The sequence below is a fragment of the Xanthomarina sp. F1114 genome, assembly GCF_026410255.1.
In the GTDB taxonomy this organism is placed as follows: Bacteria; Bacteroidota; Bacteroidia; order Flavobacteriales; family Flavobacteriaceae; genus Xanthomarina.
This window is the reverse complement of sequence record NZ_JAPMLL010000007.1, coordinates 101,273-113,891: the sequence shown is the minus strand read 5'-3', so window position 1 is coordinate 113,891 and position 12,619 is coordinate 101,273. Positions and strand designations below refer to the sequence as shown.

The window sequence follows — 12,619 nt, the reverse complement described above, 5'->3', positions numbered from 1 at the left end:
AAAACTAATTAAAGAGGTTTTCTATTTGCCATCTGGCTACTATACGTTTTCTACCAAAAGAAACAGCTTTTAAACGTCCTTGTTGGATCATTCTTTGAATGGTCCATCTACTAACGCCTATTAATTGTGATGCTTCAGTAACACTCAAAAAATCTTTGTTGTTTACTGCATTTGTATTTGGAACTTGAACAACTTCTTTTTGCTGTTTCATATCCTTTGAGAGAGTAGCTTGTATTTTTTCTTGACGCTTGCGTGCCTTGTAAGCTTTTTTAGCACAAGTATCACCACAGTATTTAGTTACTGTTGTACGTGCTGTAAAGGCATTACCGCAATGTTTACAAGTTTTTGGGATGTATAAATTACTGCTCATAAATGGTGCTTTATGTAGCGTTATGGTGCAACGTGGGGCAATATGGTGCATCATTTCGCCAATATCTCAGCCAACATAATTAGGCAACAAAACCGTAATTAAGGCAACAGATATACAACAAATATAGCTTAAAAAATGCAAAAAGGCAACAAAAAAAGGAATATAAATTTATATAAATACAAGAAAAACAGTTACTTAACAATAAAAAGAAGTATAATTACTTCCCGATACAAAAATTGGCAAATATATTACCCAAAAGCTCGTCGTTAGTAACGCTTCCTGTAATTAATCCAAACTGATAAAGGGCTTCTCGAATATCTATAGCAAGCAAATCGCCAGACAAATCAGATTCCAAACCGTATTTTACTTTTTGAATTTCTTCCAGTGCTTTTAAAAGCGCATCGTAATGACGTGTATTGGTTATAATGGTTTCATTATTACGTAAAGCTCCTGTATTTATTAAATTAAGAAGTTTGTTTGTTAACTCTTCCACTCCGAAACCTGTTTTTGCAGATAACAATTGAATCTCAGGAATTTCAGCTTGCATTTCTGCAATAAGTACATCGTCTACTTTGTCTATTTTATTAGCAATAACTAATAATGGTTTCAATGGGTATTTATTTTTAATTTTTTCCAGCTCTACTTTAAAAACCGAACATTGCGCTTTAAAATTAGTAGAGTCGAACAAATAAATAACCACTTGAGCTTGTTCAATTTTTTCAAAAGTCTTTTTAATACCAATACTTTCAACCACATCTTTTGTGTCTCTAATTCCTGCGGTATCAATAAAACGGAAACCAATACCACCTATAGAAATTTCATCTTCAATAGTATCTCTCGTGGTTCCAGCCACATCAGAAACTATGGCTCTTTCTTCATTTAATAAGGCATTTAACAGCGTAGACTTTCCAACATTTGGTTCTCCAACAATAGCTACTGGAATTCCATTTTTAAGCACATTACCAACAGCAAAAGAGTCAATTAATCTTTTTAAAACTAATGTAATACGCTCTACAAGTTCTTTAAATTGCGTTCTATCTGCAAATTCCACATCTTCTTCTGCAAAGTCTAATTCCAGTTCAATTAGCGAGGCAAAATTTAGTAATTCTTCCCGAAGTTTAGCAATTTCACCCGAAAAACCACCACGCATCTGTTGCATGGCTATTTGGTGCGAGGCTTCATTATCGCTAGATATTAAATCGGCTACAGCCTCAGCTTGACTTAGGTCTAATTTCCCGTTTAAGAAGGCTCTTAAAGTAAATTCACCAGCATCTGCCATTCTACAGCCATGTCGCAAAAACAGTTGTAAGATTTCCTGTTGAATATATACAGAACCATGACAGCTTATTTCCACCACATCTTCACCTGTATAAGATTTAGGGTTTTTAAAAACCGACACTAAAACCTCGTCAATGGTTCTTTTGTCGTCCATTATATGTCCTAAAAGAATGGTATGTGTTTCTTGCTTTGTTAAATCTTTATTATGAATAGATTTAAATAATTTAGAACAAATAGTTATAGCATCTTTTCCAGATAAGCGAATAACCGCTATAGCTCCTGCTCCAGAAGCTGTAGCCAAAGCTATAATAGTATCGTTTTGCGTCATAATGCAAAAATACTAAAATACAAGCACATAATATAGTGAATATATTAAGCTATTCTTAACAAGGTTAATTTTTAAAACCTAGTATATTTGCAGCCAATATTAAAATTTAAATTAATTATGGTACAGAAGATTACTACTTTATTCCTTGTTGCTTTTATGTTTATATCTTGTAAAAATGAAGCTCCGCAAACAGGATTTATTATTGAAGCTAACATAGATAAACCACTTGATAATGTAAAAGCTAAATTATTTAGTATAGATGGTGAAAAAGAAGTTATTTTAGATTCTACCACAGTAATAGACAGTAAACTTACCTTAAAAGGAGAAGTATCTTCTCCAGATTTATACTATTTAAACATTGAAGGTATTCCTGGCTTTCTTCCAATTATCGTTGAAAATGAAAATATGAGCATGGAAATTTATAAGGATAGCTTACAAAGTTCTGTAGTTTCTGGAAGTAGAGAAAACGATTTACTAGGTTTATATCATCAAGATTCTCAAATTTTAAAAAAGAAAAACTCAGAATACGCCCAGCAATTTAGAGACGCTCAAGGTCAAGGAGATAACGATAGGATGAATGAAATTCAGGCTGAATTCAAACAATTAGTAGATGAAGCTAATTCCAGACATTTAGAGTTAATTAAAGAACGTCCAGATTTGGTTACAAGTGCTGCTATTTTAGGAAATATTCTAATGAGTGAAGGGATTTCTAAAGCAGAGGCTCAAGAGATTTTTAATTCTTTTTCTGACGAAGTTACTAATAGTAAATTTGGAAAAGCTATAGATGGTAACTTGTCTAAAGTAACTTTAGAAGTTGGAAATATGGCTCCTGACTTTTCAGCTCCAAGTCCAGAAGGAAATCTAGTTAGCTTATACGATATTAAAGGAAAAGTAACTATTATCGATTTTTGGGCAGCTTGGTGTGGACCTTGTAGAAAAGAAAATCCAAACGTGGTAAAGATTTATGAAAAATATAAAGACAAAGGCCTAGAAATAATAGGGGTTTCTCTAGATGGTTCGCCTAACCAAAAAGATGCAAAAGCTGCTTGGTTAGATGCTATTGAAAAAGATAATTTAACTTGGCCACAAATATCAAATTTGGCATTTTTTAACGATCCAATAGCAAAGGAATATCAAATTCAAGCTATTCCTGCTACTTTTATCATAGATAGCGAAGGTAAAATAGTGGCTAAAAACTTAAGAGGCGCAGCACTTGACAATAAGATTGCGGAGCTTTTAAATTAAAAAGAGGATTTCGAAAACAACAAAGCCTTTCACAATCTGAAAGGCTTTGTTGTTTTACAACTTCCCAAGTTTCTTTAACACAAACAAAAGTATAATGGGAATAGCTAACAATACAATCATTAGTAAATGTTCTTCAAACAACCAAGATGCAAGTATTAAAGTTATTACATAGCCTCCAATAGCTCCTCCAAAATGGGCATCGTGACCAATATTCCCTGATTTATTTTTCATTCCATAAATTGAATACAACAAATATCCTACTCCAAATACATAGGCCGGAATAGGAATAGGTATAAGGAATAAATATAAGCTCATATCTGGTTGCAATAAGATAGCAGAATACAAAACACCTGTTACTGCACCACTAGCTCCAACAGCACTATAATAGTATTCGTCTCTATGAAAATAAAAAGACAGTAAGCTTCCTAATAATAAGCTTCCAATATAAACTATTAAAAAATTAAATGTTCCAAGAAAGCTTACAACAATGTCTGCGAAAAAGTAAAGTGTAAACATATTGAAAAATAAATGAGCTGTATTTACATGAAGAAATCCAGAGCTAAACATTCTAAATTGTTCTCCTTTACGAATACTACCAATATTAAACTTATATTTTTCGAAAAAGGCAAAATCATTAAATCCTTTAAAGGAGATAATTACATTTGCAGCTATTATTACTAGTAATACAACACTTAAATTGCCCATAAATTCTTGTCGTTAGTTTTTAAATAAAACATATATTTGTTTCTGCAAATCTAAAATTAATTCATGCAATTCCTTGCTTACATTTTAATTTATCCGTTTTTATGGGGTATTTCCATATTACCTTTTAGATTACTTTACCTTTTTTCAGATGGAGTTTATATACTTATCTATCATATAATAGGCTATAGAAAGAAAACAGTTAGAGAGAATTTACATTTAGTTTTTCCTGATAAGTCTGAAGAAGAAATTAAGTCCATTAGAAAAAAATTCTATCATCATTTATGTGATATGGTTGTGGAGTCTATTAAATCTATGACTATTACTGAAGCTGAAATGAAAAAGCGATTTACATTTTCGAATGTGGAATTAATTCAGCAGCTAGAAAAAGAAAATAGAAGTATTGCATTAATGTGCGCGCACTATGGGAGTTGGGAGTGGATTTTTATACTTCAAACTTATATGAATGTCAAAGGATATGCTATTTATAAACGTTTAGGGAACAAGTATTTTGACCGATTGGTTAAACGTATTCGCGCTAAATATAATAGTCACCTAATAACTACAAAAGAAAGTATTTCTGTGCTATTACAAGCCAAAAGAGAAGGTAAAGTTACCATTTGCGGATTTGTATCAGATCAATCTCCGAAAGCAAATAAAGCCTTTCATTGGAATGAATTTATGGGCATAACCGTTCCTGTACACACAGGTGCTGAAATGTTAGCAAAAAAAATAGATATGTCGGTTGTGTTTTTCGGTGTTAAAAAATTAAAGCGTGGATATTATGAAACCTCTTTTAAAACCATTGCTTACAACCCAAAAGATTACCCAGATTACGAAATTACAGATCAATTTCTAAAATTGGTAGAAGCCCAAATTAATGAAGCTCCAGAATTCTATCTTTGGACCCATAAACGCTGGAAACACAGAGATAAAGTGCCTGAGAGCTATAAGTAAAATGTGTATGCTCTATAAATGTTTGTTATTAAGATTCAACCCTAGTTTCCCATACAATTCTTTATAGCTTCATCCAATAAATCAAGAAGATTGCATCAAATTACTTTATTAAGAAATTGAATTAATCTCGGCAATTATCTTATCCGCCAATTCATCCGCTTCCTTTTGTGTTGGCGCTTCCGTATACACTCTAATAATGGGCTCTGTATTACTTTTACGTAAATGTACCCAACTATTAGCAAAATCAATTTTCACACCATCAATAGTCGTTAAAGTTTCATGCGCATATTTTGCTTCCATTTGCTTTAAAATAGCATCTACATCCAAGCCTGGTGTTAATTCTATTTTTTTCTTACTCATAAAATAACTTGGATAACTCGCTCTCAATTCGCTTACTTTCATTTGTTTTTCAGCCAATAAACTTAAAAACAAAGCAACTCCAACCAACGCATCTCGTCCATAATGAGATTCCGGATAAATAATTCCTCCATTGCCTTCGCCACCAATTACAGCGTTATTTTTTTTCATTAACTCAACCACATTCACTTCGCCCACGGCGCTAGCTTCATAAGTTCCTCCATGTTTTTCGGTAATATCTCTTAAAGCTCTTGTGGAACTCATATTACTCACTGTATTTCCTGGGGTTTTACTTAACACGTAATCTGCACAAGCTACTAGGGTATATTCTTCGCCAAACATCTCCCCTTCTTCATCCATAAAAGCCAATCTATCTACATCTGGATCTACTACTATTCCAAAATCGGCACGTTCTTTTACTACAGCTTCAGATAGATCTGTTAAATGTTCTTTTAGAGGTTCAGGATTATGAGGAAAGTGTCCGGTAGGTTCACAATACAATTTAACAGCTTCCACCCCTAACCTGTCTAGCAATAAAGGAATTGCAATTCCTCCTGTGGAATTTACACCATCTACAACCACTTTAAAATCGGCTGCTTCAATGGCTTGTTTATTTACTAGTTTCAGGTTTAAAACCTCATCTATATGAATGTCTATATAAGCTTCATTTTTAGAAATTCTACCTAAACTATCCACATCAGAAAACGACATGCTACCACTTTCAGCAATTTCTAAAATTTTAGCTCCTTCTTCTCCATTTAGGAATTCGCCCTTCGCATTTAAAAGTTTTAGAGCATTCCATTGTTTTGGATTATGACTGGCTGTTAAAATAATCCCACCATCTGCATGTTCCAGTGGTACAGCAACCTCAACAGTTGGTGTAGTTGAAAGCCCCACATCAATAACATGGATTCCTAAACCTACCAATGTATTCATTACTAAATTCTGTATCATTTCTCCCGAAATTCTAGCATCTCGTCCTACCACAACTCTGTAATTTTCCTTATTACGTTGTTGTTTTAACCAAACGCCATAAGCCGAAGCAAATTTAACCGCATCAATTGGCGTTAAATTCTCTCCTACTTCGCCTCCAATGGTTCCACGAATTCCCGATATAGATTTTATTAATGTCATAGTAGTTTATATTAATTTAAACAAATATACAATTACAAATTGTAAATCTAATTGTAAAACCTCAGGAGTAATTTGTAAATTCACAGAATGAATTTTCTTGCACATATCTACCTATCTGGAAATAACGAACTTGTAACTATGGGCAACTTTATGGCTGATGGAATTAGAGGAAATAAATATAAAGCCTATCCTAAAGACGTACAGATTGGTATTTTGCTACATCGGGAAATTGATACGTTTACAGACGCACATCCAATTGTAAGGCAAAGTACCAAAAGACTTCATAAGAATTATAGCCATTATAGCGGCGTGATAGTCGATATTTTATACGATCATTTTTTAGCAAAAAACTGGTCAAATTATTCTGAAATACCGTTAGATATATATGTTCAAAATTTTTATGAAATAACTACAAAACATTTCGAAATTCTCCCAGAAAGAACACAACACATGATGCCTTATATGATTTCTGGAAATTGGTTGCTAAATTATGCAAGTATTGAAGGTATACAAAGCGTATTAGAAGGGATGAACCGACGTACAAAATTTATATCCGGGATGAACAAGGCTACCGTAGAACTAAAGCAATATTACAAAGAGTTTGAAGAAGAATTCAAACTTTTTTTTGAAGAGTTAATAAGCTTCGCTAATTTGAAGAGACAAGAAATAACTGATAAATTTTCCGAACAATTATGAAAATTAAAATACTTATCATTTTTATCATAGGCTGTTTTCTTTCGTGTAAAACAACTACTAAAGAAACGCCTATTCAACGTGGGCTCATAACTCAAAAAGCCATGGTAGTTTCTGCCAGACAAGAAGCGTCTAAAATTGGAAGCGACATTTTGGAAAAAGGAGGAAATGTCTTTGATGCCATGATGGCCACAGAAATGGCTTTAGCAGTTTGTTACCCTTATGCGGGTAATCTTGGAGGAGGAGGCTTTATGGTTTACAGATTGAATACAGGCGAAACTGGAGCCTTAGACTATAGAGAGAAAGCACCCTTGGCTGCCACCAAAAACATGTACTTAGATTCCTTAGGAAATATCATTGAAAACAAAAGTTTGATTGGGGAGTTTTCGGTTGGAGTTCCTGGAACGGTAGCCGGAATTTTTGCCGCACAGGAAAAATTTGGAAAACTATCTGTTCCGGAGGTTCTACAACCTGTGATAAATCTTGCAAATAACGGTTTTGTAATAACTAAAAAACAGGAACGTAGATTTCATAGTTACGACAGTATTTTTAGAGTTGTAAATGGTAAAGAGCTTATCTTTTCTAAAAATAAAAAAGCTGGAGACACACTTAAAAATATAGCCTTAGCAAAAACGCTGACACGTATAGCTAATTATGGTAAAAACGAATTCTATAAAGGTGAAACAGCTCAGAAACTCGTTGACTTCCTATCAAAAAAAGGTGGAATAATTAGTATGAGCGACATGCAAAAATATGAAGCTGTATGGCGAGATCCCATTAAATTTAAATACAAGGATTTAAACATAATTTCCATGTCGCCTCCTTCAAGTGGGGGTATTTGTTTAGCTCAAATTATGAAACAAATAGAACCTTTTCCATTAAAAAAATATGGTCATAATTCTTTAAAAACTATTCAGGTAATTACCGAAGCCGAACGAAGAACTTATGCCGATAGAAGTTATTTTCTTGGAGATCCGGATTTTGTAGATATTCCAACAGATTCCCTTTTAAGTAAAAGTTACTTAGAAAGAAGAATGAGCAATTTTTCCTTTGAAAAAGCAACACCCTCGAGTAGTATTTCTCATGGTACTTTTAAAGGTTATAATATGGAACATGAAAGTTCTTCCTATGCTAAGGAAAGCACAGAAACTACCCACTACTCTATTGTAGATCAATATGGAAACGCCATCGCGGTTACAACAACCATAAACAGTGGTTATGGTTCTAAGTTATATATAGATGAACTTGGTTTCTTTTTAAATAACGAAATGGACGATTTTAGCAGCAAACCGGGTGTTCCAAATGTGTATGGTCTAATTGGTGCCGAAGCTAATAGTATTGCGCCAGAAAAACGCATGTTAAGTGCTATGACGCCAACTCTGGTGGAGAAAAACGGCAACCTATTTATGTCTGTTGGAACACCTGGAGGTTCCACTATTATTACTTCTGTTCTTCAAACTATTTTAAATGTTGAAGCGTTTAATATGAGTATGCAAGAGGCCGTAAATGCCCCTCGTTTTCATCATCAATGGCTCCCAGATGAAATTAGAATGGAACCCCATGTTTTTGATAAAGATTTGATAAAAAAACTAACAGAAAAAGGCTATAAGATTAACGAAGAGCATTCGCCAATTATTGGCATTGTAGATGGTATTTTAGTTTTAGACAATGGCACTCTGGAAGGTGGTGCCGATAAACGTGGAGATGATACTGCTGTTGGTTTTTAATTGTTTTACATTTAAAGAGTTAATATATTTACAAAGTAACCCAACCAAAAAAGATGACCAAGAAAGTAAAACGTATTTTAAAAATAGTTGTTGGAGTTATTGTTTTCTTTACACTACCAACTTTGCTACTTTATGGTTTTGTCTATTTTAAATACAACGAAGAACTTCCTGTAGGAACTCAAGGAGAACAGGCAGATGCTCTTGCAATTAAAATGCTTGACGCTTTAGATTATGAAGCCTATAAGAATACAAACTATATAGAATGGACTTTTAAAAAAAGGCGTCATTATCAATGGCAAAAGGACAAAAATATCTGTTCTGTCTTTTGGAAAGACTATAAAGTAGAACTCGATTTAAAGGACTATTCTGCCAGCAATGCGTACATTCATAGCTTTAAAGTTCAGGATGAAAAAGCGGACGAGCTTATAAAAAAAGCTATTGATTTTTTTAACAACGATTCTTTTTGGTTAGTGGCTCCATATAAGGTTTTTGATAAAGACGTTGAAAGGCGTTTAGTTAAAACTAATAGTGGTAAAGACGCCTTATTAGTAACCTATACCTCTGGTGGTTCTACACCTGGAGACTCGTACTTATGGCATTTAAAAGACAACGGAATGCCTGAGAGTTTTAAAATGTGGGTAAGTATTTTACCTATAGACGGATTGGAAGCCTCTTGGAATAACTGGACAACAACAGAAAGCAATGCCAAACTCCCAACCTTCCATAAAATGTTAGTTTTTGGTTTGGAAATAGATCATATAATAGGAAGAGAATAAGGTCACCTATCAACTTTACAAATGAGATTCATAAAGAAAATATTTATAACATCTGATAAAATAAACTTCAGTTAAAAATTCTTCCAATGAAGTTTATTTTTAATTTTTAACTTCTCTGTCCAACAAACTGCTGTTCTTTCAATTTAAACAACACATTAAACGTGGTTAAACTTCCGTAGCTTCTTGTTAGATATTGTTGCAAATCAATTTTCTCTTGCTCGCTTAGATTGCTGGAATTAATTTTTTGCTCCATAACACGGAGTCTATCCCGAACCATGGTTATTTTTCTAAAAAATGTATCAATTGGAACTTCATTAGATTTTAAATTTGTGTCTCCTGGTTGTAAAATTAGTTTTCCACCTTTCCATTTATCTGCAATATGCACCACTTCTGATACATCGCTCCAACGTTTTAAAATCTGTACCAGACTGCTTTCAACTTCAGCAAAACTCACGGTATCTACATCGTCTTCGGCTACTTCAATAATTTCAAACTCTGAATCAATATCAATGGTTTCTAAACCACTTTCAATAAAAGTCACCCAATAGTGTTTAGAAGTTACATTGGTTACCACGCCTTTTCCAAATTCCGGATGATTGATTCTTGAGCTTATTCCTAATATTTGATTCATATTTATGTGTATGATTTACTATTTAACTATGAGTTCTTCTAAGTGTGAAATTACTTTTTATTTAAATATTCAATTTCTGTTTTTCCAATTTTACCATTAAAAGGAAACGGAGCTTGGTCAAAGTATTCTAAACAAACTGGCGAATCTAAATCGGTTCCAATATCAAAAGTAGCATTTGAGGTAAAGTGAAGCGACATAGCACGTGGCACACGTTTAGTTCCAACAACTTTTCCATTAATCTTAATGCTAACATCCATAGCTCCACCAATTTTATCTACCAATTTTGATTCTACTTCTACAGTCGATTTTCCTTTTGGCAGTTTTTCACTAGATCTAATTTTGGTTCTTTCAATCTCAAATAAATTGAATTCATAATTGATATATCCATCTTGAACAAAGCAAGCAACTCCACCTGCAAAGCCAGCTAAAGCATATAAAACGCCTTCTGCATTTTCTGGAGCATCTTTTATCTCCATTTTTACAAGACTACTCATTTTTCCTAATTTAGGTGCTGCCGATTCTGGCATACGCGTCAATGGGACATCAAAAGTCCATTTAGTTAATGGAGAAGCTGGAGCATCTTCTGGATGAAAAAAAGCAGTTGCCCATAAGCCACCACCAATTGGTAAGTTTTTATATTTTGTAGATTCCGAAATAAATAACATTTTCATTTCTTCTAATTTTTTAGGATACTTAGCTGCTAAATCATTAGCCTGACTCCAGTCTTCATCTAGATTATATAGTTCCCATGTATCATTCATTGGACTCCATGTTTTGGCTCCTTCAGGAGCACCCCCTATCCACGGTTTTCTTAATCCCATAGTACTAGCCATCCATCCGTCGCTATAAATCCCTCGACTGGCCATAATATCAAAAAACTGTGTTTTATGTGTTCCTTTAGCATCTGGATTGTTTAAAGAATAAACCATACTCACTCCATCCATATCGTCTTGTTCAAAACCATTTACCACTTCTGGCTCTTGAATATTTAAAATTTCATAAATGGTAGGTGTTACATCTATAACGTGGTGAAATTGTGCACGAGGTTTGCCATCATGTTTAATTCCTTTAGGCCAAGACACTGCCATTGGTTGTCTGGTTCCACCAAAATAACCTCCAACTAATTTAGTGCCTTTGTAAGGTGTTGATCCTGCCCATGCCCATCCAGCATGAAACATATTGTCCACTTTATTAGTTCCTAAAACATCTAAACCTCCTAATTCATTTAAAGCTTCAATATGTTGAGAGATTTTAGTAGGAATGGCGTTTTGAGCTAATTGCTCACTAATTGTTCCGTTTAATCCTTCGGAAGAAGAACCGTTATCTCCCCAAATGTAAAAAATAAGCGTATTGTCTAATTCTCCCATTCTTTCTATTTCATCTATAACACGCCCAGCATGGTAATCGGCATGTTCTGCAAATCCTGCCCAGACTTCCATTAAGCGTCGTTGAAAAGGTTTTTCGTTTTCTGGGATAGAAGCCCAAGAAGCCATAGTTTCCGGACGAGGTGTTAACTGCGTGTTTTGTGGAATCCATCCCATATCTTTTTGACGCTTAAAAACACGTTCACGATATTTATCCCATCCGTCATCAAATTTTCCTTTGTATTTATCTGCCCATTCTTTTGGCACATGATGTGGTCCATGTGCTGCACCTGGAGCCCAATACACAAAAAATGGTTTCTCTGGAGCGTATGTTTTTTGCTCTTGAAGCCATTTAATAGTTTTATCTGCAAGATCCTCAGATAGGTGATACCCTTCCTCGCGCTCTTCTGTAACATACGTTGTATTATGAACCAAAGTTGGCTCGTATTGAGATGCTTCTCCAGCTAAAAATCCGTAAAAGTTTTCAAAACCGTAACCTGTTGGCCAATAATCAAAAGGTCCTTTATTAGTAATTTGGTCTTCAGGTGTATTATGCCATTTTCCAAAAGCAGACGTATTATATCCATAAGCTTTTAAAACTTCAGCTACAGTAGCAGCCGACTTAGGAATTACTCCAGAAAAACCATCAAAATCGTTAGCTAAAGCTGCAATTTGCCCGTTCCCCACTCCTGTATGATTTCTTCCAGTAAGCAGTGCAGCACGTGTTGGAGAACACATGGCAGTAGAATGAAAACGATTGTACGAAACCCCCAGATCTGCCACACGCGTTAAGTTTGGCGTATTGATTTCTCCCCCATAGGTAGAGGCAGAACCTGGGCCAATATCATCGATTAAAATAATAAGAATATTAGGCGCATTATCTGGCAAATGTTTGGCTTCTTCTCTTTTTTTATAGGTTGAAGTTTCCATAGTTAAACCTGCCTGCGATCCGGAAGGCTCAGGAGGAAACGGGAGTATCTGTTGGGCAGACATGGCTCCGGTTATAAGAAATGTGGTGAACAATAATACGTGTCGTAATTTCATAATAGGGTTTGGA

At 34.4% G+C, this 12,619-nt stretch carries 11 protein-coding genes; 5 read left to right on the top strand and 6 right to left on the bottom strand.

What is annotated here, in order from left to right:
- Positions 1 to 4: 4 nt before the first annotated feature.
- Together OS188_RS07340 and mnmE are read right to left on the bottom strand one after the other, a co-directional pair.
- Positions 5 to 370: a helix-turn-helix domain-containing protein gene (locus tag OS188_RS07340; RefSeq protein ID WP_267148177.1), complete on the bottom strand. Its 366-nt coding sequence runs from the start codon at positions 368 to 370 to the stop codon at positions 5 to 7.
- Between the two features lie 217 nt (positions 371 to 587).
- The gene (gene mnmE, locus OS188_RS07335) at positions 588 to 1,976 is read right to left on the bottom strand and encodes a tRNA uridine-5-carboxymethylaminomethyl(34) synthesis GTPase MnmE (protein ID WP_267148176.1); all 1,389 of its coding nucleotides are present in this window, start codon (positions 1,974 to 1,976) and stop codon (positions 588 to 590) included.
- 117 nt (positions 1,977 to 2,093) lie between these two features.
- On the opposite strand from mnmE, the gene OS188_RS07330 reads away from it, so the two are divergent.
- Positions 2,094 to 3,221 (top strand): TlpA disulfide reductase family protein, encoded by a 1,128-nt coding sequence (locus OS188_RS07330; protein ID WP_267148175.1) that lies wholly within the window; start codon positions 2,094 to 2,096, stop codon positions 3,219 to 3,221.
- A 54-nt stretch (positions 3,222 to 3,275) separates the two neighbouring features.
- Here OS188_RS07330 and OS188_RS07325 read toward each other — a convergent pair whose 3' ends face one another.
- A complete protein-coding gene (locus OS188_RS07325) occupies positions 3,276 to 3,926 on the bottom strand; it encodes a rhomboid family intramembrane serine protease (RefSeq protein WP_267148174.1) in 651 nt (216 codons plus the stop codon).
- A 63-nt stretch (positions 3,927 to 3,989) separates the two neighbouring features.
- Between OS188_RS07325 and OS188_RS07320 the strand changes: the two genes are divergently transcribed.
- On the top strand, positions 3,990 to 4,880 hold the full coding sequence (locus OS188_RS07320) for a lysophospholipid acyltransferase family protein (protein ID WP_267148173.1): 891 nt from the start codon (positions 3,990 to 3,992) through the stop codon (positions 4,878 to 4,880).
- Between the two features lie 108 nt (positions 4,881 to 4,988).
- Here the strand turns inward: OS188_RS07320 and glmM are convergent, their stop codons facing one another.
- Positions 4,989 to 6,371, bottom strand: coding sequence for a phosphoglucosamine mutase (gene glmM, locus OS188_RS07315; RefSeq protein ID WP_267148172.1), 1,383 nt, complete (start codon positions 6,369 to 6,371; stop codon positions 4,989 to 4,991).
- An 87-nt stretch (positions 6,372 to 6,458) separates the two neighbouring features.
- Here glmM and OS188_RS07310 point away from each other — a divergent pair, with 87 nt between their 5' ends.
- The 3 genes from OS188_RS07310 to OS188_RS07300 are packed head-to-tail and all read left to right on the top strand — an operon-like array spanning position 6,459 to position 9,567.
- A complete protein-coding gene (locus OS188_RS07310) occupies positions 6,459 to 7,067 on the top strand; it encodes an acyl carrier protein phosphodiesterase (protein WP_267148171.1) in 609 nt (202 codons plus the stop codon).
- Positions 7,064 to 8,791, top strand: coding sequence for a gamma-glutamyltransferase (gene ggt / locus OS188_RS07305; protein WP_267148170.1), 1,728 nt, complete (start codon positions 7,064 to 7,066; stop codon positions 8,789 to 8,791). Before OS188_RS07310 ends, ggt begins: the two co-directional genes overlap by 4 nt.
- Positions 8,792 to 8,844: 53 nt before the next feature.
- A complete protein-coding gene (locus OS188_RS07300) occupies positions 8,845 to 9,567 on the top strand; it encodes a hypothetical protein (RefSeq protein ID WP_267148169.1) in 723 nt (240 codons plus the stop codon).
- A gap of 106 nt (positions 9,568 to 9,673) precedes the next feature.
- On the opposite strand, the gene OS188_RS07295 is transcribed toward OS188_RS07300, so the two are convergent.
- Together OS188_RS07295 and OS188_RS07290 are read right to left on the bottom strand one after the other, a co-directional pair.
- Positions 9,674 to 10,198: a DUF8685 domain-containing protein gene (locus tag OS188_RS07295; RefSeq protein ID WP_267148168.1), complete on the bottom strand. Its 525-nt coding sequence runs from the start codon at positions 10,196 to 10,198 to the stop codon at positions 9,674 to 9,676.
- A 50-nt stretch (positions 10,199 to 10,248) separates the two neighbouring features.
- The gene (locus OS188_RS07290; protein ID WP_267148167.1) at positions 10,249 to 12,606 is read right to left on the bottom strand and encodes an arylsulfatase; all 2,358 of its coding nucleotides are present in this window, start codon (positions 12,604 to 12,606) and stop codon (positions 10,249 to 10,251) included.
- Positions 12,607 to 12,619: the final 13 nt, after the last annotated feature.